The sequence below is a fragment of the Alishewanella longhuensis genome (assembly GCF_014653435.1).
GTDB lineage: Bacteria > Pseudomonadota > Gammaproteobacteria > Enterobacterales > Alteromonadaceae > Alishewanella > Alishewanella longhuensis.
The window spans coordinates 20,531-45,089 of the sequence record NZ_BNAO01000001.1 but is presented as its reverse complement, the minus strand read 5'-3'; the positions used below and the strand labels follow the sequence as shown (position 1 = coordinate 45,089).

22 protein-coding genes are annotated in these 24,559 nt (G+C 47.0%); 12 read left to right on the top strand and 10 right to left on the bottom strand.

The genetic code is table 11. The annotated features are described in order from the left end of the window. Positions 1 to 36: 36 nt before the first annotated feature. The 5 genes from IE163_RS00210 to IE163_RS00190 all read left to right on the top strand — a co-directional run bounded on the left by IE163_RS00210 (position 37) and on the right by IE163_RS00190 (position 6,156). Positions 37 to 1,836, top strand: a complete 1,800-nt coding sequence (locus IE163_RS00210) for a DEAD/DEAH box helicase (protein ID WP_189429115.1) — start codon at positions 37 to 39, stop codon at positions 1,834 to 1,836. A 225-nt stretch (positions 1,837 to 2,061) separates the two neighbouring features. Beyond that, entirely contained in the window at positions 2,062 to 2,484 is a 423-nt protein-coding gene (gene trxC, locus IE163_RS00205; RefSeq protein ID WP_189429114.1) for a thioredoxin TrxC, read from the top strand. Between the two features lie 106 nt (positions 2,485 to 2,590). After that, positions 2,591 to 3,082, top strand: coding sequence for a YbhB/YbcL family Raf kinase inhibitor-like protein (locus tag IE163_RS00200; protein WP_189429113.1), 492 nt, complete (start codon positions 2,591 to 2,593; stop codon positions 3,080 to 3,082). 86 nt (positions 3,083 to 3,168) lie between these two features. Further along, on the top strand, positions 3,169 to 4,347 hold the full coding sequence (locus IE163_RS00195) for a YbfB/YjiJ family MFS transporter (RefSeq protein WP_189429112.1): 1,179 nt from the start codon (positions 3,169 to 3,171) through the stop codon (positions 4,345 to 4,347). 186 nt (positions 4,348 to 4,533) lie between these two features. Beyond that, positions 4,534 to 6,156 (top strand): methyl-accepting chemotaxis protein, encoded by a 1,623-nt coding sequence (locus tag IE163_RS00190; RefSeq protein ID WP_189429111.1) that lies wholly within the window; start codon positions 4,534 to 4,536, stop codon positions 6,154 to 6,156. Between the two features lie 56 nt (positions 6,157 to 6,212). Here the strand turns inward: IE163_RS00190 and mnmE are convergent, their stop codons facing one another. The 5 genes from mnmE to rpmH all read right to left on the bottom strand — a co-directional run bounded on the left by mnmE (position 6,213) and on the right by rpmH (position 10,060). Beyond that, a complete protein-coding gene (gene mnmE, locus IE163_RS00185; protein WP_189429110.1) occupies positions 6,213 to 7,577 on the bottom strand; it encodes a tRNA uridine-5-carboxymethylaminomethyl(34) synthesis GTPase MnmE in 1,365 nt (454 codons plus the stop codon). Between the two features lie 95 nt (positions 7,578 to 7,672). Further along, entirely contained in the window at positions 7,673 to 9,313 is a 1,641-nt protein-coding gene (yidC, locus tag IE163_RS00180) for a membrane protein insertase YidC (protein WP_189429109.1), read from the bottom strand. Between the two features lie 3 nt (positions 9,314 to 9,316). Beyond that, positions 9,317 to 9,580 carry a membrane protein insertion efficiency factor YidD gene (gene yidD, locus IE163_RS00175; protein ID WP_189429108.1) on the bottom strand — a complete coding sequence of 88 codons (264 nt, stop codon included), beginning with the start codon at positions 9,578 to 9,580 and terminating at the stop codon, positions 9,317 to 9,319. Further along, positions 9,535 to 9,903: a ribonuclease P protein component gene (gene rnpA, locus IE163_RS00170; protein WP_189429107.1), complete on the bottom strand. Its 369-nt coding sequence runs from the start codon at positions 9,901 to 9,903 to the stop codon at positions 9,535 to 9,537. The genes yidD and rnpA overlap by 46 nt, the downstream gene beginning before the upstream one ends. A gap of 19 nt (positions 9,904 to 9,922) precedes the next feature. Further along, entirely contained in the window at positions 9,923 to 10,060 is a 138-nt protein-coding gene (rpmH, locus tag IE163_RS00165) for a 50S ribosomal protein L34 (protein ID WP_008222343.1), read from the bottom strand. Positions 10,061 to 10,500: 440 nt separating this feature from the next. Here rpmH and dnaA point away from each other — a divergent pair, with 440 nt between their 5' ends. From dnaA to blaOXA, 7 genes are all read left to right on the top strand, one after another. Next, positions 10,501 to 11,868 (top strand): chromosomal replication initiator protein DnaA, encoded by a 1,368-nt coding sequence (dnaA, locus tag IE163_RS00160; RefSeq protein ID WP_189429106.1) that lies wholly within the window; start codon positions 10,501 to 10,503, stop codon positions 11,866 to 11,868. A 12-nt stretch (positions 11,869 to 11,880) separates the two neighbouring features. Continuing rightward, positions 11,881 to 12,984: a DNA polymerase III subunit beta gene (gene dnaN / locus IE163_RS00155; protein ID WP_189429105.1), complete on the top strand. Its 1,104-nt coding sequence runs from the start codon at positions 11,881 to 11,883 to the stop codon at positions 12,982 to 12,984. 24 nt (positions 12,985 to 13,008) lie between these two features. Continuing rightward, complete coding sequence (recF, locus tag IE163_RS00150) at positions 13,009 to 14,109, top strand: DNA replication/repair protein RecF (RefSeq protein WP_189429104.1); 1,101 nt, start codon at positions 13,009 to 13,011, stop codon at positions 14,107 to 14,109. Between the two features lie 2 nt (positions 14,110 to 14,111). After that, a complete protein-coding gene (gyrB, locus tag IE163_RS00145) occupies positions 14,112 to 16,529 on the top strand; it encodes a DNA topoisomerase (ATP-hydrolyzing) subunit B (RefSeq protein WP_189429103.1) in 2,418 nt (805 codons plus the stop codon). Between the two features lie 61 nt (positions 16,530 to 16,590). Then, a complete protein-coding gene (glyQ, locus tag IE163_RS00140; RefSeq protein WP_189429102.1) occupies positions 16,591 to 17,514 on the top strand; it encodes a glycine--tRNA ligase subunit alpha in 924 nt (307 codons plus the stop codon). Next, the gene (glyS, locus tag IE163_RS00135) at positions 17,514 to 19,571 is read left to right on the top strand and encodes a glycine--tRNA ligase subunit beta (protein ID WP_189429101.1); all 2,058 of its coding nucleotides are present in this window, start codon (positions 17,514 to 17,516) and stop codon (positions 19,569 to 19,571) included. The genes glyQ and glyS overlap by 1 nt, the downstream gene beginning before the upstream one ends. Positions 19,572 to 19,646: 75 nt before the next feature. Further along, positions 19,647 to 20,480 (top strand): class D beta-lactamase, encoded by an 834-nt coding sequence (blaOXA, locus tag IE163_RS00130; protein ID WP_189429100.1) that lies wholly within the window; start codon positions 19,647 to 19,649, stop codon positions 20,478 to 20,480. A 74-nt stretch (positions 20,481 to 20,554) separates the two neighbouring features. Here blaOXA and rlmF read toward each other — a convergent pair whose 3' ends face one another. The 5 genes from rlmF to fadA all read right to left on the bottom strand — a co-directional run bounded on the left by rlmF (position 20,555) and on the right by fadA (position 24,550). Continuing rightward, the gene (gene rlmF / locus IE163_RS00125; protein WP_189429099.1) at positions 20,555 to 21,469 is read right to left on the bottom strand and encodes a 23S rRNA (adenine(1618)-N(6))-methyltransferase RlmF; all 915 of its coding nucleotides are present in this window, start codon (positions 21,467 to 21,469) and stop codon (positions 20,555 to 20,557) included. Between the two features lie 68 nt (positions 21,470 to 21,537). Continuing rightward, a complete protein-coding gene (locus tag IE163_RS00120; RefSeq protein ID WP_189429098.1) occupies positions 21,538 to 22,332 on the bottom strand; it encodes a response regulator in 795 nt (264 codons plus the stop codon). A 113-nt stretch (positions 22,333 to 22,445) separates the two neighbouring features. Beyond that, positions 22,446 to 22,868 (bottom strand): hypothetical protein, encoded by a 423-nt coding sequence (locus tag IE163_RS00115; protein WP_189429097.1) that lies wholly within the window; start codon positions 22,866 to 22,868, stop codon positions 22,446 to 22,448. A gap of 143 nt (positions 22,869 to 23,011) precedes the next feature. Next, positions 23,012 to 23,260, bottom strand: coding sequence for a sulfurtransferase TusA (tusA, locus tag IE163_RS00110; RefSeq protein WP_189429096.1), 249 nt, complete (start codon positions 23,258 to 23,260; stop codon positions 23,012 to 23,014). Positions 23,261 to 23,386: 126 nt separating this feature from the next. Next, on the bottom strand, positions 23,387 to 24,550 hold the full coding sequence (fadA, locus tag IE163_RS00105; RefSeq protein WP_189429095.1) for an acetyl-CoA C-acyltransferase FadA: 1,164 nt from the start codon (positions 24,548 to 24,550) through the stop codon (positions 23,387 to 23,389). Between the last annotated feature and the right edge of the window lie 9 nt (positions 24,551 to 24,559).

The following is a 24,559-nucleotide window of genomic DNA, read 5'->3' as shown; positions in this document are numbered from 1 at the left end:
CACTGCGCCTGCGTGTTATTGAGGTTTAAACAACGTATGTCTGACACTGTGTCATTTTCCCAGCTAATGCTGCCTGAAGCTATTGTTCGTGCTGTTACTGAACTTGGCTATGAAACGCCGTCGCCTATCCAGGCTGCTGCTATCCCTAAACTATTAGCTGGCGAAGATGTATTAGGCCAGGCGCAAACCGGTACTGGTAAAACTGGTGCTTTCGCGCTGCCTTTATTAGCGCGGCTTGACCCTGCCCAAAACGATCCACAAATTTTGGTTTTAGCGCCAACGCGTGAGCTTGCTATTCAGGTAGCAGAAGCCTTTCAAGCGTATGCCCGTTATATGCCTGCTTTTCATGTTCTGCCTTTATACGGTGGTCAAAGCTATACCAATCAGTTGAAATCACTGAAGCGCGGTTCACAGGTTATCGTAGGTACGCCGGGTCGTATCCTTGATCACTTAGAGCGCGGCACCTTAAAGCTGGATAAACTGCGCGCTATCGTGTTGGATGAAGCCGACGAAATGTTGCGGATGGGCTTTATCGATGATGTGCAAACCATTATGGACGCCACCCCACCGGGTCGTCAGGTGGCGATGTTCTCCGCTACCATGCCTGCGCCTATCCGCGCCATTGCGCAGAAGCATTTAAAAAATGCTGAAGAAATTAAAATCGCCTCTAAAACCAGTACTGTTGAGCGAATCACTCAGCGTTACGTAATGTTAGACGGTAACCAAAAGCTGGATGCCTTAACCCGGTTATTAGAAGGCGAAGAATACGATGCCAGCATCGTGTTTGTGCGTACCAAAAGTGCCACAGAAGAGATTGCTGAGAAATTGGGTGCCCGTGGTTACGCTGTTGCCTGTTTAAATGGTGATATGAACCAGGCACACCGTGAGCAAACCATTCGTCGTATGAAGGCTAGCCAACTCGATATTATCGTGGCTACCGATGTTGCCGCCCGTGGTCTGGATGTTGAACGCATCAGCTTAGTCGTTAACTATGATATACCTTACGATAGTGAAGCCTATGTTCACCGCATCGGTCGTACTGGCCGCGCTGGTCGTGAAGGTAAAGCAATATTATTTGTTTCACCTCGTGAGCGTCGTTTACTGCGTACCATTGAACATGCGACTAAGCAACCCATTGAACAAATGAGTTTGCCAACAGGTCAGGTGATTGAACAGCGTCGTATTGAATCATTCCGTGAGCAGTTAGCGCAGACCATTGAAACACAAAATTTAAGTTTCTTTGAAACGCTGATTACTGATTGGCGCGAGAAACTGGAAACGACGGATGCAGATTTAGCTGCAGCCTTGTTGTACTTAGCACAAAAAGATCAGCCGTTGAATGTAGCGAAGCAATTCCCTGAATTACGTCAACCACATGCACGTGCCGAGCGCAATGAGCGTAGTGACCGTGGCAGTGAACGCCGTGATCGTCCTGAGCGTGGTGAACGTTCTGCCGGAGATCGTGCAGAGCGTGGCCCGCGTCAGCGCCGTGAAATGCAAGGTGATTACAATACTTACCGTATAGAAGTCGGTAAGGAGCACGGTGTGCGTGCTGGTGATATCGTGGGTGCTATTGCTAACGAAGCCAATATCGACAGCCAGTTTATCGGTAATATCAAGTTGTTTGATCATTTCAGTACGGTAGAATTGCCAGCAACTATTCCGAATGAAATTTTTCAGCACCTGAAAAAAGTCTATGTGCGTAAGCAGAAATTGAATATCACAGTTGATACTGGCTCTGCGCCAGCGGGCGAGCGTCGTCCATCCGCGCCGAGTTCTGGTCCTGGTCCACGGCCGGGTGCCGCGCCTCGCGCACCACGTAAACCACGCGATTAATGCTGCCCGATCAGCAATAAACTTGCTGTAACGGTATTATCGATAAAAAAGCCCCGGGTCCGGGGCTTTTTCATTGCTAAATTTAGGCGGTATTTTGTTTAAGCTGCTTTTCATATCTTATGTTGTTTTGTTATCGCCGACTTTTATCAAAAATGGTCGTCCCCCCTTTAAAGTTGTTATCTAATGCCATAGATCACTGTTATCTTAAACTATAGGATTAGCCTGATGATTGTTGCTTGCCCACACTGCTCTGCTTTGAATAGGTTACCAGCAGCGCGAGAGGCCACCGCGGCGAACTGTGGTAAATGTAAAAAGCCACTTTTTATGGCCGTGCCGCTAGAACTTACTAGTGCAAATTTTGCGGCTCACGCCGAGAAAGCTGAGCTACCCTTGGTAATTGATTTTTGGGCTAGCTGGTGTGGACCTTGTCGTAGTTTTGCCCCGGTATTTAATCAGGCAGCGGCAGAGTTAGAGCCCAGGTTTCGTTTTGGTAAAATAGACACTGAGCAGCAGCAAGCGCTGGCTGCCCGGTTTGCCATACGTTCTATCCCCACCTTAATGGTGATTAAGCAGGGTAGCATATTGGCACAGCAGGCCGGTGCTTTACCCAAGGCGCAATTTTATCAATGGCTGAATACGCTAGCTTGATGTAAGTATTTACTTACTTTAGTGCATAGGCGTTTTATCTGATTATCTTGAACGGCAGTTAACTGCAACCTAAGGTAAACATATACTAGTTACCCGGGAGTGAAACATGAGCAAAGCAAATTTCGTTTTAACCAGCCCAGATTTAACTGAAGGGCACTTTATGGCCAAAGCACAGGAGTTTGATGGTTTTGGCTGCAACGGCCAGAATATTTCGCCTGAATTAAATTGGCAAAATGCGCCAGCGGGCACCAAAAGTTTCGCAGTAACGGTATTTGATCCAGATGCACCAACTTGCTCTGGTTTTTGGCATTGGTTGGTGACCGACATTCCGGCGGCTGCTACAGGTTTAGCGCAGGGGGCTGGTAAGGGTAGCTTACCGCCTGGGAGCCGCACTTTTACCAATGATTATGGCAGCAAAGAATTCGGTGGTGCCTGCCCGCCAGAAGGCCATGGCATGCATCGTTATCAATTTACTGTTTGGGCCTTGCCGGAAGAGGCTTTACCGGCACCCGATGGCGCCAGCGCGGCGGTGGTGGGCTTTATGTTGAATGCGATGGCACTGGGTAAAGCTACCCTAACCGCAACCTATGCCCGCTAATTAGCTTAACCCTACTATAGGCGCATAGCTTAGTGCGCTGTTCTGTTTTAAGCTGGGTTTCTTGATAGTGATAACCCAGCTTATTTATGCCGCCTTCAATAAGGTTTAAAGTTTTACTTGCCGGTTTTTTTAGTCAGCTCCTTTGTTTAGGCGTGGCGCGCTTCGCCTATACGCCATTATTACCCTTAATGCAGCAACAAAACCTGCTAACAGACGCCAGCAGTGGTTATTTAGCTGCAGTAAATTATTTAGGCTATATGGCGGGTGCTTTACTAGCTGCCAGCCTTAGTAATTTGCAGTTAAAAGATCGCTTATATAGGCTGGGTTTGATTGTGGCAATAGTCAGCACCCTTGGCATGGCGTTAACAGAAAATCTGTATCTATGGTCCTTTTGGCGCTTTATGGCCGGGTTAAGCAGTGCTGGCTCTATGCTTATTGCTTCTGGCCTGATAATGCATTGGCTGATCAGCCATGGGCAACGTGCGGAACTGGGGGTGCATTTTGCTGGTTTAGGGCTGGGTATCGCGATGTCCGCTATTCTGGTCGAAGTTATGCTGCAACTGCAATTTAGCTGGCAGAGCCAATGGTTATCTTTGGCGGCTATAGGGGGGATACTGGCGATACCCGCCTGGTGCTGGTTACCAAGACCTGCCTTACCTGTGCTGCAATCGCAGCAAAGCGTTAGCGACGTGCCACCCAGTAAGCATTTTCTTCGTTTAATGTTACTAAGTTACTTTTGCGCCGGTTATGGCTATGTACTGAGTGCGACCTTTATCGTTACTATCGTTGAGCGCATGCCGGGGTTAGGTGGTAGTGGCAATTTGAGTTTTGTGGTGCTCGGTTTGGCGGCAGTACCTGCGGTGCTGTTGTGGGACTTGATTGCCCGTAAAACCGGCTATCTATACGCAATAATGTTAGCCCTGTTACTGCAATTAGTGGCGATTATAGTGCCACTTTCGTTTGCGTCACTGTCAGTGGTGCTGATAAGCGCGGCGCTTTTTGGTGCGACCTTTATTGGTGTCGTCAGTTTAGTGCTGACCATGGCTGGACGCTTATATCCGAGTAAACCAGCAAAGCTGATGGGAAAAATGACGTTAGCTTATGGCTTTGCACAAGTTATAGCCCCTGCTATCACGGGAGTTATCGCTGAGAAAACCGGATCTTTTGCACCAGGACTTTATTTAGCTGCAGCCTTACTTGGTTTGGCGGTACTACTGCTTTACTGGCTTAGTCGTTCTGATCAAAGCGCAAAACAATTCTTTTAACTGCCTTAGCTGTGGCCTAATCCAGGCTCTCTGCTGCTTATTTATCCTTTTTCAAAATTTCGCTGTTTTCTTAATGTCGATCATAAAGTGCTGCCGGCTGTTATGGCATGCTGCTGCCAAATTGGACAATACCTAAAACTTGGTAATTTGCCAGCATAGTGGAAATAACAGCAGGTGGAGCAGGGGATGAAAATGTGGTGGTCCGGGTTATCGCTCAGATTTAAAGTTAACGTAGTGTTGTTACTGGTGTTGTTGACGGTGATGGTGTTATCTATGCTCTTTACCGCCCAAAGTGAGCGACAATTAGTGGAGCAAACGGTAGAACAGCATGTATTGGATTCAGCAGACTCCTACCTGGATACGCTTAACATTATGATGTTAACCGGCACTCTGGCACAGTACCGCGAGGTGCACCGGCAAAAGGTGCTGGAGCAGCCTAATATGCTGGAAGCCAGAGTGTTGCGCGGCGAACAGGTGCGGAAGTTTTTTGGCGCCGGTGCAGAGTTGGATCAACCGCAGGATGATCTGGATCAGCGGGCCTTGCAGGGGGAGCAGATCCAATTGATCCAACAAACTGAACAAGGACGGGTACTGACGGTGATCCGGCCGGTGCTTAACCACGCCAACTATCGTGGGACGAATTGTATTATGTGTCATCAAGGCAAAGAAGATGAAGTGCTCGGCGCTATTCGCTTAAGTTATTCTCTGGCCGCACAAGATCAGCAAATTCGTAGTAATTTACTACAATTGGGCGCTATACAGTTACTTTGCTTTGTAGTGGGTATTGCCCTTATTTCATGGGTTATTTTTAAATTAGTATTGGCGCCACTGCGCCAATTACGTTCTTCCATGTTGCAAGCCGAACGTAATGCTGATCTTACTGTTACGGCTCAGGTAACCAGTGACGATGAAACGGGTCAGTTAGCCAAGGCCTTTAATAGTATGCTTCAGCAGTTTGCTGCCAGTTTAGGGCGTGTGGCGAAAAATTCCGCTACTTTACAGCAATCGGCTGAGGTGATTGCTGCGGTTGCGGATACTACACAGCAAGCGGTAGTGCAGCAAAATCAGCAAACGGCGGCGATGATTGCGGCTATTACGGAATTGGAGCACAGTGTTAAGCTCAGTGAGCAAGGCGTGGTTGATAGTGCTGCAGCAGCGGCAGAAGCTGAGACAGAAGCCTATACCAGTCGTAACCTGACCGAAAGCAGCATCAGCTTAATTCGCCAGTTAGCTGCGCAGTTACAACAGGCTACCGCCGTTATCACTAGCCTGGATAATTATAGCAATGATGTTGGGAAGGTTTTAGAGCTTATTTCCGGTATTGCCGGGCAGACTAATTTACTGGCTCTTAATGCCGCTATTGAGGCTGCCAGGGCGGGAGAAAGCGGCAGAGGTTTTGCTGTGGTAGCAGACGAAGTACGGGCCTTGGCAAATAGGACACATCAGGCGACGGCAGAAGTACAGCAAACCATTGCGCAGTTACAGCAAGAAGCTAAAGGCGCAGTGACTATGATGCAACAAGCACAAACGGGTTCAGCCGATTGTGTTAGTGCTGTAGACCAGGTGGGGCAGTCGTTACACACTATTGCCTCTGCCATTAGCCGTATTAATCAGCTTACTACTGCCATGGAAGCCACAGCGTTAACTCAGCAACAATTAACCCGCCGGGTGCAGCAGCAGGTCAATAGCGTGACGGCTATTGCCGATACCACCGCCGAGGATGCTAAACGGGTAACAGAAGTTACCCATGAGCTGGTAACGCTGGCGGATGATCAGCAGCGCTTAGTGGGGGAATTTAGATTGCAGTAAAGGGGTGAAGCAGCCGGTAACCAATGTATTTACCGGCTTTGGTGCTAACTTAGAGCTTACTTACCGATACAAAACGAGCTAAAAATCCTACCCAGCAAATCATCTGAGCTAAATTCGCCGGTAATTTCATTTAGGTGTTGTTGTGTCAACCGCAGCTCTTCGGCAAGAATTTCGCCAGCAATATAGCTATGTAGCTGTTCCTGGCCAATACTCAAGTGTTCGGCGGCGCGATCCAGCGCATCGAGGTGACGGCGGCGGGCCAGAAAGCTGCCTTCGGTACTGGCATCAAACCCTATACATTGCTTTAAATGTTCGCGCAGTGCGTCAATACCGGCACCGGTTTTCGCGGATAAACGGTAAACAGGGGTGTTGCTATTAAGATCCGGCGTCATAGGTTCACCGGTAAGATCGGCTTTATTACGAATTACTGTTACGCCCAAATTAGCCGGTAAGCGGTCGATAAAATCAGGCCAGATCGCATGTGGGTCGGTAGCTTCTGTGGTGGTGCCATCGACCATAAACAGCACCCGATCGGCCTGGGCGATTTCTTGCCAGGCACGTTCAATACCAATTTGTTCAACCTGGTCGGTGGCTTCACGCAGCCCGGCAGTATCAATAATATGCAGCGGCATACCATCGATATGAATATGTTCACGCAGTACATCGCGGGTGGTACCGGCAATATCGGTAACAATTGCAGCTTCCCGGCCAGCCAGAGCATTAAGTAAGCTGGATTTACCAGCGTTAGGCCGCCCGGCGATCACAACTTTCATCCCTTCGCGCAGTATGCTGCCTTGAGTCGCTTGTTTTTTAACGGTAGCCAGATAGTCGATAATTTCCGCTAAATCGGCAGCCACTTTACCGTCGGATAAAAAATCAATTTCTTCATCCGGGAAATCTATGGCGGCCTCCACGTACATGCGCAGGTGAATCACTTTTTCGACCAGTTCATGGATGCGGCGTGAGAACTCGCCTTGCAGTGATTGCATAGCACTACGGGCCGCCTGTTCGCTACTGGCATCAATTAAATCGGCGATGGCTTCTGCTTGTGCCAGGTCGAGTTTATCGTTTAAAAAAGCCCGCTCTGAGAATTCACCCGGGCGGGCGATACGGACATTAGGTTGTGCTAACACTTGTTTTAGCAACATATCCAGCAGCACTGGACCACCATGGCCTTGTAGCTCAAGGATATCTTCGCCGGTAAAGGAGTTCGGCCCCGGGAAGAAGATAGCGATACCCTGATCGAGTATCTGTTTATCGGCGGCATAAAAAGGCAGATAGTCAGCGTAACGGGGTCTAGGGAGCTTGTGCAAAATAGCTTGTGCTACGGCTTTGGTTGCTGGGCCGGAGATCCGAATTATACCGACACCGGCGCGGCCGGGGGCAGTAGCTAACGCAGCGATGGTATCGGTATTAAACATATTAACCTCAATAGGGTAAAAGCTGTTAAGCAAAAAGCCTGCTGCGCGAGGCAAACAGGCTTAATGTGTACTATTTAACTAATTTAAATAGCGTCTTAGGCTTTGCGAGTGTGCAAACCCTTTTTCTCCATACCACGATAGATATAGAGCATCTGTGCCAAGGAGATCAGGTTACTAACAAACCAATACAGCACCAGACCACTTGGGAACCACAGGAAGAACACCGAAAATGCTACCGGCATCCACATCATTAACTTCTGCTGAAGTGGGTCTGTAACCTGCATAGGCGTCAGCTTTTGCATCAAGAACATACTGATACCAAATAACACAGGTAAAACGTAGTAGGGATCTTGTGCAGATAAGTCGGTGATCCACAGCATAAAGGGGGCATGCCGTAATTCAACGCTTTCTACAAATACCCAATAAAGTGCCAGGAAAATCGGCATTTGAATCAGCATTGGTAAACAGCCACCCATAGGGTTAACTTTTTCTTTGCGATACAGTTCCATCATCGCCGGGCCCATTTTCTGGCGATCATCTTTGTAGCGTGCCTGTAATTCTTCAATTTTCGGCTTTAAGTTCCGCATTTTCGCCATAGATTCGTATTGGATCTTGGTCAGCGGGAACATCGCGCCTTTTACTATTAGCGTAATACAGATAATGGCTAGACCCCAGTTGGAAACTACCAGCTGGATTTTAGTTAATAACCAGAATAAAAATTGCGAGATAAACCATAGGAAGCCGTAATCTACGGTAAGGTCTAAGCCATTAGCCAGCTCGGCTAACTTGTCCTGTATTTTTGGACCTGCATAAAAAGTTGAGCCTAAGGTTACGCTTTGGCCTGGGTCGATATCAACTACCGGCCCCAGTGCACCAATAACGCCTTTATTGCCACCGGTAATACGGCTATATAACTGATTACTTGCTTGCTGATCAGGGATCCAGGCAGAAACAAAATAGTGCTCTAACATCGCCACCCAACCGGCTTGAGTGCTGACATTTAGATTATTCTTTTGCATATCGCTAAAGTCGTACTTTTTATAGCGCTCTTCGCTGCTACCAAAGGCTGCACCGCGGTATATCGGCATAAACATACTGCTGCTTTCGCCGTTATCAATATTTTGGCGCAAGTGTTGGAAGGGTTGCACGGTTTTAACTTCGGTACTGTTATTAACAATATAATGTTCTACCCGGACATCATATTTACCAGCAGTGAAAATAAAACGTTTTTCTATCTGCATGCCATTATGTTCAAGGCGCAGCGGAACCGTTAGGGTACCGTCACCACTTAAACGATATTCGGTATTAGTGGCCTGATATAACGGGCTCTCAGTGCGATCCGGGCCATCGCGCGCAATTAGACCAGATTGTGCGACATACTCAAAGCCGGCTAATTGCCGCATTAGTACATAAGGTTCAGCACTGTCTTTGGTTAGAGCATATTGTGGTAATTTCAAACTAACAATATTGCCACCGCGGGTGTCAATTTGTAGCTCCAGCGTGTCGGTTATTACTTTTACCAGCTGACTACTGGCGGTGGCTGCTTGTACTGCGGCAGTTTCTGGGCTCTCTAACTGTAATGAAGCCATGCCGCCATCAGCAGTACCTGTGCTGGATGCAGAAACTTGTGTGGGGGCTACCGCTGGTTGCGGGCCATAATCTTTTTGCCATTCCTGCCAGAGGAAGAAACTGACGATTGCCAGGGCAATTATTAGAAAACTGCGTTGTGAATCCATGGGTTAGCTTTTCTCATTATGCTTTTCAGGAACGGGATCTTCACCACCTGGGTGAAACGGATGACATTTTAATATGCGTTTGCCGGCTAACCAAGCCCCTTTTACTGCGCCAAAGCGGCCAATGGCCTCAATAGCATAGTGAGAGCAAGTGGGATGGAAACGGCAGCGCGGCCCCAGTAGTGGGCTTATCAATAGCTGATAACCTCGGACTAAGCCGAGCATTAACCAGATGATAAAGCGATGTACTGGCGAGCGATCTTCTGCCATAGCCGTTCCAGTTGTTTCAGTAATTCATCATTAGGGGTGTTGCTTATGTCCCCTTTTACCATGAGTACCAGATCCACACCGGGAAGCTGATGCTGATGCAAACGAAAGCTGTCACGCACACAACGTTTGATACGATTGCGTTGCACGGCTAATTTAACACGTTTTTTGGCGATAGTAAGGCCAATTCGCGGATGAGTTAACTGATTGGGTTTTGCCAGGATGGTAAATAGGGGGGAAGCGACCCGAAACGGGTTTTGAAATACGTTATCAAACTGACTGGGAGTTAACAGCCTTAACTCCCGGCCGAATCTGAAGCTGACCACGCAGCGTTTAACCGCCAGCTTAGGCAGTTAAACGTTTGCGGCCTTTAGCACGACGACGTGCTAATACCTGACGACCGTTTTTAGTGGCCATACGGGCACGGAAACCGTGGTTACGCTTGCGCTTTAATACGCTGGGTTGAAACGTTCTTTTACTCATAATTTCATCCGTCCGGTCGAAATATTTACTAAGGTTACCTGTGTTTTAGCAAATACACCAAAACGCAGCTGACAAAAATGAGCGCGAATTTTAAGTAGTTCGGGCTCTAAAGTCAATGCGATCCTTGCTTTAATTATGATCCAAAGACAAGTTAAAGGTATTATTCGCTGAGTTTTCCACAGCTTCGCTGATCCTTTGCGGATAAATTGTGAGTTAAATGCTTTTTAAGCCAGATTTCGGGGTGTTTTCGGTTCAGTATTCTGAAATAGAATAAAGGTAATAAACTAATAATAAACAGATGCTTAGGTTATTTTTTGTTTAAATAAAATTTTTTTTAAAAAGTCAATCTTGAAGTTGTGGATAAGATAGTACGATAATGACCCTCTGGCATTTTACACCAGCCTTTAACTTAAATCATAACTCAGGCTTCAGGAGATTCGGTGTACCAGTCCGTTTGGCAAAATTGTTTGCAAGCTTTGCAAGCAGAACTTCCCGCACAGCACTTTAGTATGTGGATCCGGCCGCTACAGGCCGATAGTTCGGCAGATGCTTTGACGCTTTATGCGCCAAATCGTTTTGTGCTGGATTGGGTACGTGAAAAGTATTTAAATCGGATCCTGGAGCTGATCCGGGATTACTGCGGTGATAATGCACCGCGCTTGCGCTTTGATGTGGGAACTAGCCAACAAGCTACTGCCAGCTCTCCGAGCCCGCAGATAAATCACAGACCGGCGCAAATTGCGCCCGTTGCCCCTGAAGTACCAGAGCCTGCGCCTAAAACAATAGTGCGTTCTAATGTTCGTGCTAATTACACCTTTACTAACTTTGTTGAGGGTAAATCAAACCAGTTAGCGCGCGCGGCCGCTTCACAGGTTGCAGACAATCCAGGTACGGCTTATAACCCATTATTTATTTATGGCGGTACCGGTTTAGGTAAAACACATTTATTGCATGCTGTTGGCAATGGTATCCTAGCGAAAAAGCCTGATGCAAAAGTAATCTATATGCATTCCGAGCGCTTTGTGCAGGATATGGTAAAAGCCTTACAGAACAATGCCATAGAGGAGTTTAAGCGTTATTATCGCTCAGTAGACGCCTTGCTTATCGATGACATTCAATTCTTTGCTAATAAAGAACGCTCGCAGGAAGAGTTTTTCCATACTTTTAATGCGCTGTTGGAAGGTAATCAGCAGATCATCTTAACCAGCGATCGTTACCCTAAAGAAATTGATGGGGTTGAAGATCGTTTAAAATCACGTTTTGGCTGGGGTTTAACTATCGCGATCGAACCACCGGAGTTAGAAACTCGGGTGGCGATCTTGATGCGTAAGGCACAAGAGAACCAGATCCGCTTGCCGGAAGAAGTGGCCTTTTTCGTAGCAAAACGGTTGCGATCCAATGTGCGGGAGTTGGAAGGGGCGCTAAACCGGGTGATTGCCAATGCTAACTTCACTGGTAGGCCAATCACTATCGATTTTGTGCGTGAAGCGCTGCGTGATTTATTAGCTTTGCAAGACAAACTGGTGACGATAGAGAATATTCAGAAGACCGTTGCCGAGTATTATAAAATTCGGGTGGCGGATTTATTGTCAAAGCGTCGTTCACGTTCAGTAGCTCGGCCACGGCAAATGGCCATGGCCTTGGCAAAAGAATTAACTAACCATAGTTTACCAGAAATTGGTGACGCTTTTGGTGGGCGCGATCATACAACAGTGTTACATGCCTGTCGTAAAATTGAATCACTGAAAGAAGAAACGCATGAAATTAAAGAAGATTTCCAGAATCTTATTCGTACTTTGTCGTCTTAACAGGGTTTTGTTATGCAATTTGTTATTAACCGTGACGCCTTACTAAAACCGCTGCAAATGGTTTCGGGTGCTATCGAGAGGCGGCATAATCTGCCAATCTTATCGAATGTATTGTTGGATGTTAGCGGCGATACCTTGTCGCTTACCGGCACCGATTTAGAAGTAGAATTAGTGGCAAGTACGGTGCAGTTGCAGGTGCAAACCCCTGGGCGCATTACGGTACCGGCTAAAAAACTGCTGGATATCTGCCGTAGTTTGCCAGAGAGCAGCGATATAGCTGTGCAGATGCAAGGTGAGAGCTGTATTCTTTCTTGTGGTAAAACGAAGTTTACCTTATCTACGCTTAGTGCCGCCGAGTACCCTAATTTAGAAAGTTGGCAGGGCGAAGTAGAGTTAAAACTGAGCCGCCAACAGCTGCGTAAGCTATTAGACGACACTGCTTTTTCCATGGCAAACCAAGACGTTCGCTATTATCTGAATGGTTTGTTATTTGAAGTAGATAACGGCACCTTGACTGCTGTTGCCACCGATGGCCACCGCTTGGCAATGAGTACTTTACCGTTACCCGCTGTTGCCGGACAACAAAAGCAAATTATTATCCCACGCAAAGGGGTATTAGAGATTATGCGTTTGTTGGCGAATGATGAACAATTGGTTAGCCTAAGTTTAGGGCAGAACCATATTCGGCTAAGCGATAGTAGTTTTAGTTTTAGCAGTAAATTAATTGATGGTCGTTTCCCTGACTATCGCCGAGTGCTACCACGTAACAGTACTAAGCTGGTTACTGCTCACCGTTCTGTATTAAAAGATGCCTGCACCCGCGCTTCTATTTTATCAAATGAGAAATATCGTGGAGTGCGCTTTACCTTAAGCCCTTCTGAGTTACAGATTGTGGCAAATAACCCTGAACATGAACAGGCAGAAGAAGTTATCGAAGTTGAGTATCAAGGTGATAATCTCGAAATCGGCTTTAACGTCGGCTACCTGTTAGATGTCTTAAATTCGTTAAGTACTGATTTGGTTATTTTGCATTTAAACGATAGTAACTCTAGTGCTTTGTTGGAAGGGGTAGGTAACGAAGGTGCAGCTTACGTTGTTATGCCAATGCGTTTATAGTGTAACAACCAGACTGTTGTTGATATGTCCTTAGCCTCATTGCAGTTAAAGCAGTTTCGAAATTTTTCGGAACTGCAATTTCATGTTAACACGGCATTTAATTTAATTTGTGGTGAAAACGGTAGCGGTAAGACTAGTCTGCTTGAAGCTATTTATTACTTAGCGCACGGCCGCTCCTTTCGTACCAGTAAGCACCAACGTCTAATTCAAGATGAGCACGAGCATTTTGTTTTGCATGCTAAAGTTGACTATGGTGAACAAACTTTTAGTCTAGGTCTGCAACGTGATCGCCAGGCTGAGTTGTTATTGCGGTTAAACGGTTCTAGTAGTTGTAAGTTGGCCGATTTCGCCACCTTGTTGCCGGTACAGCTACTTACGCCAGATAGCTTTAAGTTGTTTTTCGGTGGCCCCAAAGAGCGGCGACAGTTTTTTGATATGGGTGTGTTCCACGTGGAACAACAGTTTTTCCCGGTATGGCAGCAATTTAGCCGGGTATTAAAGCAGCGCAATGCCCTACTAAAGCAGAGTCGGCGTTATGATCAGCAATTCGAATACTGGGATCAGCAATTTGTTACGCTGGCCTGGCAATTACAAAATCTGCGACAAGACTATATTGCTAAATTAACTGCTGCCTATCAACAGCTAACCACGGACAATGCGCTATTGGCTGACATTAGTATGCAATTGCAAGCTGGATGGCCTGAGAAAATTCAACAGCCAGCGGAACTACAGCAATTGCTTGAACAAAACTTTCAGCAAGACTTAAGGCAAGGCTTTACGTTGTATGGGCCGCAAAAAGCCGATCTAAAGCTAAGGAAAGCCCAGTTAACAGTTGAAGAAGTATTATCCCGTGGGCAGCTAAAAGTGTTATTATTTGCCCTCAAGGTCGCACAGAATAATGTGATAGGTAACAGTGGTAAGAAACAGCCATTATTGCTGATTGATGATTTAGCGTCTGAACTAGACGCGGGTTCAACCCAAACGGTTTTTAATTATTTAACCAATATTAATTCACAGGTTTTTATAACTGCAATTAATGCTGATCAGGTTTCACCTTATATACCGGCTGCTAGCCGGCAATTGTTTCACGTGGAACACGGTCAGATAACAAGCACGGACAGATAAAGATGGCCGAAGAGCATAATTACGATTCCTCAAGTATTAAAGTTTTAAAAGGTCTGGATGCGGTACGCAAAAGACCCGGTATGTACATCGGTGATACGGATGATGGCACCGGTTTGCACCATATGGTATTCGAGGTGGTCGATAACTCCATCGACGAAACCTTAGCCGGCTACTGTACTGATATCTGGGTAACTATCCATAGTGATGGCTCGGTCTCTGTTCGTGATAATGGCCGTGGCGTGCCGACTGACATGCACGAAGAGGGGGTATCCGCTGCCGAAGTCATTATGACGGTACTGCACGCAGGCGGTAAGTTCGATGATAACTCTTATAAAGTGTCTGGCGGTTTGCACGGCGTAGGTGTATCGGTAGTAAATGCCTTGTCTGATAAGCTTGAGCTAACCATCCGCCGTAAAGGCAAAGTGCATAGCCAAATTTACCACCTGGGCGTACCGCAAGCGCCATTAGCCATTATTGGTGAAACAGAAGGCACTGGTACCGCTATTCGTTTTTGGCCAAGCCCAACCATCTTTTCTGATATCAATTACCATTACGATATTTTAGCAAAGCGGCTACGCGAGCTATCATTCCTGAACTCGGGTGTCAGCATTATTCTGACTGATGAGCGTACGGATAAATCAGATCACTTTAAGTATGAAGGTGGCATTGAAGCCTTTGTACAATATTTGAATCGCAGCAAAACCAGTATTCACCCGAAAGCATTCTATTTTAGCGATCAGCGTGAAGATGGCATTTCGGTTGAAGTGGCGATGCAGTGGAACGATTCTTATCAAGAAAACGTTTTTTGCTTTACTAACAACATTCCGCAGCGCGATGGTGGCACCCACTTAGCCGGTTTCCGTTCAGCATTAACCCGGGTGCTTAATACCTATATTGAGCAAGAAGGTTATGCCAAAAAAATGAAGGTGTCGGCTACCGGTGATGATGCCCGGGAAGGTTTGACAGCGGTAGTTAGCGTTAAGGTACCTGATCCGAAATTTAGCTCGCAAACTAAAGATAAATTGGTATCAAGCGAAGTTAAATCAGCAGTAGAAAGTGTGATGCACGAGCGTCTGAACGAGTATTTGCTGGAAAGCCCTGGTGATGCCAAGATTATTGTCGGTAAAATTGTTGATGCTGCCCGGGCCCGTGAAGCGGCGCGTAAAGCTCGTGAAATGACTCGGCGGAAAGGGGCGCTGGATATTGCTGGCTTGCCAGGTAAATTGGCCGACTGTCAGGAAAAAGATCCAGCATTATCTGAACTTTACATTGTAGAGGGTGACTCTGCGGGTGGTTCAGCTAAGCAGGGCCGTAACCGCAAAAACCAAGCGATTTTGCCATTAAAGGGTAAAATCCTAAACGTTGAAAAAGCCCGTTTCGACAAGATGTTGTCATCACAAGAAGTGGGTACGCTAATTACTGCGCTGGGCTGTGGTATTGGCCGTGAAGAATATAATCCAGATAAAACCCGCTACCATAGCATAGTACTGATGACCGACGCCGACGTCGATGGTTCGCACATCCGTACTTTGTTATTAACCTTCTTCTACCGGCAAATGCCAGAGTTGATTGAACGTGGTTATATCTATATTGCGCAGCCGCCATTATTTAAAGTGAAAAAAGGCAAGCAAGAGCAATATATTAAAGATGAGCCTTCGTTAGTTGAATATTTGACTACACTGGCCTTAGACGAAGCTTACCTACATGTTAATGAAAGTGCGCCAGGCATCGGTGGTGAAGCGTTAGAAAAGATTGTGCGGCAGTATCATAAAGTCACTGCAGTTATCCAACGTTTAAGCCGCAAGATACCGCAGAACTTATTAACTGAACTGATTTACATTGCTGGCTTAACTACCGAGACGATGAAAGATCAGGCAGCGGTAGCAGAATGGGTAAAAACGCTTGCCAAACGTTTGGATGAAAAAGAAGGTGATGGCTCAATCTACAAATACGATGTGGTAGAAGATCGTGAGCGCCAACTGTTTCAACCGAAAGTCATCATTCGCCAGCACGGTATTGATAACGAATACTTACTGCATCATGATTTTATCACGTCACGTGATTATCTAAGCTTAACGTCCTTGGGTGATGAAATACGTGATCTGATTGAAGACGGCGGTTATATCCGTCGTGGCGAGAAAGTGAAGCCGGTAGCGAATTTCCGAGAAGCTTTGGAATGGCTAATGGCAGAATCCAAACGCGGCTTGTATATCCAGCGCTATAAAGGGCTAGGTGAAATGAACCCGGATCAGCTGTGGGAAACTACCATGGATCCGCAAAATCGCCGCATGTTGCAGGTTACCATCGAAGACGCCATTGGCGCAGATTTGTTGTTTGCCACATTGATGGGTGATCATGTAGAGCCACGGCGAGCCTTTATTGAAGAGAATGCCTTATACGTTGCTAACTTAGACGTATAAGCAAAGTTAAACAAAGTAGGGGCTTTTAAGCCCCTCAGTTATTTTAGTGAGTTAGCAACGCATGCATAAATACGATATCAAAACCTTTCAGGGCCTTATTTTAGCCCTGCAAGATTACTGGGCACGCCAAGGCTGCGTTATCGTGCAGCCACTGGACTTAGAAGTCGGTGCTGGTACTTTCCATCCTATGACCTTTTTACGCTCGTTAGGGCCTGAACCAACCAATGTAGCTTATGTACAGCCTTGCCGTCGTCCTACAGATGGTCGCTACGGCGAAAACCCTAATCGCTTACAGCATTATTATCAATTCCAGGTCATCTTAAAGCCATCACCCGATAATATTCAGCAGCTTTATTTAGGCTCGTTAGAAGAGTTGGGCTTAGATACGCTGGTGCATGATATTCGCTTTGTAGAAGATAACTGGGAATCGCCGACACTGGGTGCCTGGGGTCTGGGTTGGGAAGTGTGGTTGAACGGCATGGAAGTGACCCAGTTCACTTATTTTCAGCAAGTAGGTGGCTTAGAATGTCGCCCAGTTACCGGTGAAATTACCTATGGTTTAGAGCGCCTGGCCATGTATATTCAAGGCGTCGACTCTATCTATGATCTGGTTTGGACCGATGGACCTTTAGGCCGTGTTACCTACGGCGATGTGTTTCATCAAAACGAAGTAGAGCAGTCTACCTATAACTTTGAGCATGCCGATGTCGCTGCGCTCTTTACCTATTTTGATCAGTGCGAAAAAGAAAGCCAGTATCTGATTGAGCAAGGCTTGGCATTACCCGCGTACGAAAAAGTGATGAAAGCCTCGCATGCGTTTAACCTGTTAGATGCCCGCCATGCCATTTCGGTTACCGAGCGCCAGCGCTATATTCTGCGGGTTCGCACCTTAGCCAAAGCCTGCGCACAGGCCTACTATGATGCACGGGAAAAACTGGGTTTCCCGCTTTGTAAAATTAAGCCAGTGCAGTCGGAGGCTAACTAATGAGCGCACAGGATTTTCTGGTTGAAATTGGAACCGAAGAGCTACCACCAAAAGCATTAAAAGCCTTGGCCACAGCACTGGCAGATAATTTAGTAGCAGAGCTGGCGAAACAAGAACTAAGCCATGGCACTGTTGCTTGGTATGCCGCACCACGGCGTTTAGCTGTGCGTATTAACCAACTGGCAGCAGCGCAAGCCGATAAAGTAGTAGAAAAGCGCGGCCCTGCCATCAGCGCTGCTTTTGATGCTGCAGGCCAGCCGACCAAGGCCGCACAAGGTTGGGCCGCAGGTTGTGGTATCACCGTTGAGCAAGCTGAGCGTTTAGAAACGGATAAAGGTGCCTGGTTACTTTGCCGGCAACAGCAGCAAGGGCAAGCTACCGTCACGCTATTACCTGATATGCTCAGTATAGCGTTAAGTAAACTACCTATTGCCAAACCCATGCGTTGGGGCAATTCAGATGCCGAATTTATCCGGCCTGTGCATACCATCATTATGTTATACGGCGAGACAGTGGTGCCTGCGACGATTTTAGGGCGCACCGCCGGTAATCAAACCTATGGTCACCGTTTCCATGCACCAGCACTGGTTAGTATTAAAAATGCCGATGCGTATTTGCCAACACTAGAGCAGGCTTTTGTCATTGCCGATTATGCCAAGCGTAAAGCTTATATTGCTGAACAGGTTGCTATTACTGCAGCAGGGTTAGGGGCACAGGTAAAACCGGACGATGCGCTGTTAGAAGAAGTCACTTCGTTAGTCGAATGGCCTGCGGTGTTAGTCGGTAGCTTTGAAGAAAGCTTCCTGCAAGTACCTGCTGAACCGCTAATTTCAACCATGAAAGATAATCAAAAGTACTTCCCGCTGTTAGATAGTGCTGGCAAACTGATGAATAAGTTTATCTTTGTGGCGAATATCAGCAGTAAAGATCCGCAGCAAATTATCTCAGGCAACGAGAAAGTGGTGCGGCCACGTTTGGCCGATGCGCAATTTTTCTTTAATACTGATCGTAAAGTTAAATTAGTGGATCGATTAGATAGCCTGAAAACGGTATTGTTCCAGCAGCAGCTAGGTACTCTAGCTGAGAAGTCAGAGCGCATTAGTCAGGTAGCAGGCTTTATCGCCAGTAAAATTGGCGTCGATGAACAGGCTGCCGCGCGCGCGGGTTTGCTGTCAAAAACCGATTTAATGACCAATATGGTGGGTGAATTCCCAGAAGTGCAGGGCATTATGGGCATGCACTACGCGCGCTTAGACGGCGAAGCTGAAGCCGTGGCTTTGGCGCTAAACGAGCAATATATGCCACGCTTTGCGGGCGACGAATTACCGAGTCGTTTAGAAGGCGCAGCGGTAGCTATTGCCGATAAACTGGATTCATTGGTAGGCATTTTTGGGATTGGTCAGATTCCAAAAGGCGATAAAGACCCGTTCGCGCTGCGCCGTGCTGCTATTGGTGCTTTACGCATTATGGTTGAAAAGCAATTGCCACTTGACTTGGTTGAGCTAATTGCTTTTAGTCAGCAAACCTTTGGCGACAAGCTTAGTAATGCTAAGGTAGCCGATGAGGTGCTCGACTTTCTGTTAGGCCGCTTCCGCGCTTGGTATCAGGATGAAGGTTACAGTGTCGATGTGATTCAAGCAGTACTAGCCCGTCGTCCAACTAACCCTGCTGACTTTGATCGCAGAGTAAAAGCTGTGGCGGCGTTCCGTAAGCTAGAAGCGGCAACAGCGCTGGCGGCCGCCAATAAGCGGGTAGCTAATATCCTGGCAAAGGTAGAAGGCGATATTGCTGCTACCATCAACACCGAATTGCTGCAAGATGCTGCTGAAAAGGCGTTGTACACGGCGATTACCGCAGAGCAGGCATATCAGGTGAAAGTAGCCGACTATAGCGAAGCGTTAACGCACCTTGCCGCGTTACGTGAGGTTATTGACAGCTTCTTTGATCAGGTTATGGTCAATGCTGATGACCTGGCCGTGCGGGCTAACCGTCTTGCCTTACTTAAGCAGTTACGTGATTTATTCTTACAGGTAGCGGATATTTCCGTGTTGCAGTAGGCGTACTAGCATCCGATAAAGCCAGCCACGTGCTGGCTTTTTTAGTTATATACCTAAACAGCAGGGGATTTACCTATGTGGCAAAGTAGCTTTAACATCAGGCTAATTATTTGTATAGTGCTTAACCTTATTGTTATTAACTGTTATGCCGACAGCAGAACGAGCGAACTGCCCTGGCAAGAAAGGCCAGAGTGGCAGCAAATTTTTTCGGCGCAGCAAGCGAATGGTACTATCGTTATCGCCGATCTGCGGCAAGCACAGTTGTTGGTGTATAACGCTGCGCGCGCAGCACAGCGTTATACACCTGCCTCTACTTATAAAATCCCGCATACCCTAATGGCGCTGGATGCTGGCATGATTAGCTCAGCAGAGCAGCTATTTCGTTGGGATGGCACTGAGCATAGTTTTAAGTTACATAACCAGGATCAAACGCTTAGCAGCGCCATGCGTTACTCTGCGGTATGGGTATATCGTGAACTGGCAGACGTTATTGGCGCGGCCCGCGCTGGCCAGTACTTAGCTAAGTTGGCCTATGGTAATGCTTCTGTAGCAACGACTGAGGGCGATTACTGGATTGACGGCGAACTGGCGATCTCCGCTTTTGAACAGGTTAAATTTTTACAAGACTTGTACGCTGAGCGTTTGCCTTTTAGTATGGCGCATCAACAACTGGTAAAAACCCTGCTCGTTAACGAGCAGGGTGAAGATTGGCAGCTATATGCTAAAACTGGCTGGCAGGGTAAATACGGCTGGTGGGTGGGTTGGGTAGCGCTGCCGGCTGGGCCGGTATTCTTTGCGCTGAATATCGATACACCTAATCGCTTAGATGATTTACCAAAACGGGAGTTGATTGGACGTGCAGTATTGCGTGCTATTAATGCATTACCCGAAGATCAGAATCAGCGTTAATCAGCAACAGATGCTAAAGCCATCCAGCAATACTTAATCTTATATCATACGCTGTTTGGCTTTGGTTATTAACGCTAAGCGGTATAACGCCAAGCCAATAGCAGGCTGGTTTTCTGCCCTTGCTGCATTTTTATTTGCCGAATGTCGATGGGGCCAGACATTTTGGCTTGCTGAATGAGCTGGGCAACTAATAGTTTATGGTGCTTCTGCTGCGAGACTAAGCTGCTAAACCATCCAACTTGCTTGGCATAGGCTTGGCTTTCAATAATCATCTTGCTGATAAACGTAAGTTCGCCGCCTTCGCACCATAGTTCACTGTTGCTGCCGGCAAAGTTGCGCCCCTGGTTAGCTTTACCTAGCTTCTGCCACTTTTGTTGATTAACTGCTTGTGCTTCTGCCGCTGAGCCATAAAAAGGCGGATTGCAAACGATAAGGTCGAAATAGTCATCTGCTAAAATAATACCGGTCAACAACTGCTTGGCATCATGTTGTTGGCGCAGTTTGACCAGGCCTTTTAAAGCTGGATTGGCGTTGACAATCGTTTGCGCAATAGCCTGTGCTTGAGTATCCACCTCACTACCGACCACTTGCCAACCAAAGCTGCGAGCTGCCAGAATGGGGTAGATGCAATTAGCGCCACAACCAATATCCAGCATCCGAATGTGCTTACCTTGAGGGACCTTATCAACATCGTTATGTAACTCTGCAATCAGATCGGCGGCATAGTGCAAATAGTCTGCCCGCCCTGGAATGGGCGGGCAGAGATAGCCGTCGGGCAGTTGCCAAAACTTAATTTGATAATAGCTGGCAAGCAAAGCTGCATTTAATGCCTGCACCGCAGCTGCCTGTGTAAAGTCGATACTTTGTTCACCGCCAGGGGTGAGTACAATAAAATTAGTCAAAGCAGGGTAATGCTTGCACAGCAGGCTCAGATCATAACGACCCTGATGTGGATTTCTGGGATGCAAAGCCTTTGTTTTTTGCGGCATGGCTAACCTGTAATATGAAAAGAGAGGCTGCGGATAGCCTTGCTTAATGCTATCGGCTACAAGAATGCTTAGTGCTCTAGCAGTTTATATAACAACTGCTTTACGGACTGTGGCTCAAAAGGTTTATCACATAGCGCATTAACACCGCTTTGGGCGATATTAGCTAAATGCGTGTCGTTGGCTTCACTGGTCACCATCAACACGGGTATATGAGATAGGGTGCTGTGCTCACGGATAAACTCGGTTAGCTCCTGGCCGTTTATTTCTGGCATGTTATAGTCAGTCACGACCAAATCAAACATCTGTTGTTGCAAAATGGCAATAGCTTCTTTGCCGTCTTCGGCCTCAGTAATATGCTGCATCCCCAAATTGACTAATACGCGTTTGATATGATTCCTGGCAAGGCGGCTGTCATCAACAATCAGCACCCGCACATCATGCACGTCAAATAATGTTAGCTCTAATTCTGCTGGGCTAAGCAGATCGACAGCAGCATTTAAAGCCTTGCCAAGTTGCATTGCGTCGAACGGTTTTGGCAAAATCGCCACCACTCCCGATTGTTTGAATGCTTCCAAGTGCGCTTTACGGCTTTCGCTGGAAACTAGCATAAAAGGAATATCAGCGGTATCAACGTTAGATTTTAGCTGTTGTAATAATTGTTCACCCGTACCATCAGCGAAATGCAGGGCGCAAGCAATAGCATCAGGTTTTTGCTGCTTAATCAGCTCTAGGGCCTGTTGGAGTGTAGCGGCTTCGATAACCTGAGTTACATGTTCTTCGGCAAGTCGCTTTTTTATAATTTTTCTTTGTACATCAGAGGGTTCAACCAATAAGATGTGTAAATCAGTGGCAGAAAGTTGCATAGCATAGTCCGTATCGTGACACAGACTGCAGTATAAACCCAAATAATAGCAATATGCGAGCCTCCTTAACCAACTGCTAATTGCTAAAAAACAAACAATAACCTAGTGCGAGGCTAGCCCTTAAAGGCTGTTTTTAGTGCCGTGGCGGGTAAGTTGCGGCTAAGCCACTCAACCAAAGCGGTATATTGTGCAACCGGAAATTTGTAGCGCACTACGCTATACGCATTCAGTGAGAAATCCAGATAGCCATACTGGTCCTGTTGCCACAATTCTATCTGCGTAATATCTTTGATTGTCCCACTATCCATGCCAACGCGTAATTTTTTACCTTCGATATGTAATAGTTTAAAAATATCTTTGCTATAAACATATTCGATGGAGTTTAAGGTTGCTGAGCGAAACAATACCAGCTCTAAGGCAAACAGCAGGACAAAAAATGCCATGCTAAGCCAACCCGCCAACCAAAACGCTAGCGCGATAGCAGCCACCAGTAGAAATTGTCTAGGGATAGAGTCTTTAACGATTGACCATAACATGCAATAAGGACTACCTAAGTTGTTTTACGAAATTCACAATAAAGCAACTTAGACAACGGGTCAATTAAAAGGCTATTGGCTCTCAATGAGATCTGCTTCCGCTTTTAAGACCTCTTCACGAAATTGTTTTGCGTAAAGGGTAATTAGCTGCCTGATTTTCTAATCAGGTAATGAAAGGGTAAAACAGAGGTATCGCTTGCCAGCAGTTCATGGTCCATAAAGCGACAAAATGCCGGGATGTCGCGGGTAGTAGCAGGATCGTCGGCGATAATCAGTAAGGTTTCACCGGCCTGCATTTTGCGGATTTGCAAACGTACCATCATTACCGGCTCTGGGCAGCGTAGCCCTAGGGCGTCAAGGGTGTGGTTGGCACTATTAAACAACGCTTCCATCTTTACTCCGGTTATTACTGTACTGGCCAGGCTATCGATAAACTTGTTATAGCTTGCTGCTGAGTCTTAAACAAAAGGGCCGTAAAACGGCCCTTATTCTAAGTGATTATTGCGGGTGCGGCTAGCTTAGGGACGCTCAAATACGGTAGCGATACCCTGACCTAAACCAATACACATAGTGGCTAAGCCGAACTTGCCACCTTTGTCTTCCATTACGTTAATCAAGGTGGTGCTGATGCGCGAGCCAGAGCAGCCCAGCGGGTGGCCCAGAGCAATAGCGCCACCGTTTAGGTTCACTTTCTGATCGGCAACTTCTAGCAAGCCTAAGTCTTTCATTACTGGCAGTGCCTGCGCCGCAAAGGCTTCGTTAAGCTCGGCATAATCCAGATCAGCTACGGTAATACCGGCCATCTTTAAGGCTTTCTTCGAGGCTGGTACTGGGCCGTAACCCATGATAGAAGGATCACAACCTGCAACGCCCATACCGCGTACGTAAGCACGAATAGGCAAGCCTAAGGCTTTGGCTTTGTCTTCGCTCATCACCAACATACCGGAAGCGCCATCAGACAGTGCTGACGAGGTACCTGCCGTTACTGTACCATTGGCTGGGTCGAATACCGGACGCAGTTGACTTAATGCTTCTACGGTGGTTTCTGGACGAATGACTTCATCGTAATCGAATACCCGTAGTACGCCGTCAGCGTCGTGGCCTTCGGTAGGGATAATTTCGTTTTTAAAGCGGCCTTGAACTGAGGCTTCTTGTGCTAAACGGTGTGAGCGGGCACCAAATTCATCTTGTTGTTGGCGGCTAATGCCATGTAGCTTACCCAGCAATTCAGCGGTTAAGCCCATCATACCGGCAGCTTTGGCAACAGAGGTTGATAAACCCGGATGGAAATCCACACCATGGTTCATTGGTACATGGCCCATATGCTCCACGCCACCTATCAAATACACTTCGCCCATGCCGGTTTGAATGGCGCGTACAGCGTCGTGCAAGGCTTGCATAGAAGAACCACAAAGGCGGTTTACAGTCACTGCGGGTACTGAGTGCGGAATACCCGCTAACAGCGCCGCGTTGCGAGCTACGTTAAAACCTTGTTCTAAGGTTTGTTGCACACAACCCCAAATAATATCGTCGATATCGCTCGGGTTAAGCGCGGGATTGCGGGCCACTAACGAGGCCATGACATGCGCGGACAATTGCTCGGCGCGCACATTACGGTACATACCGGCCTTTGAACGGCCCATTGGGGTACGAATACAATCTACAATTACGGCGTTTTTCATAATACTGTG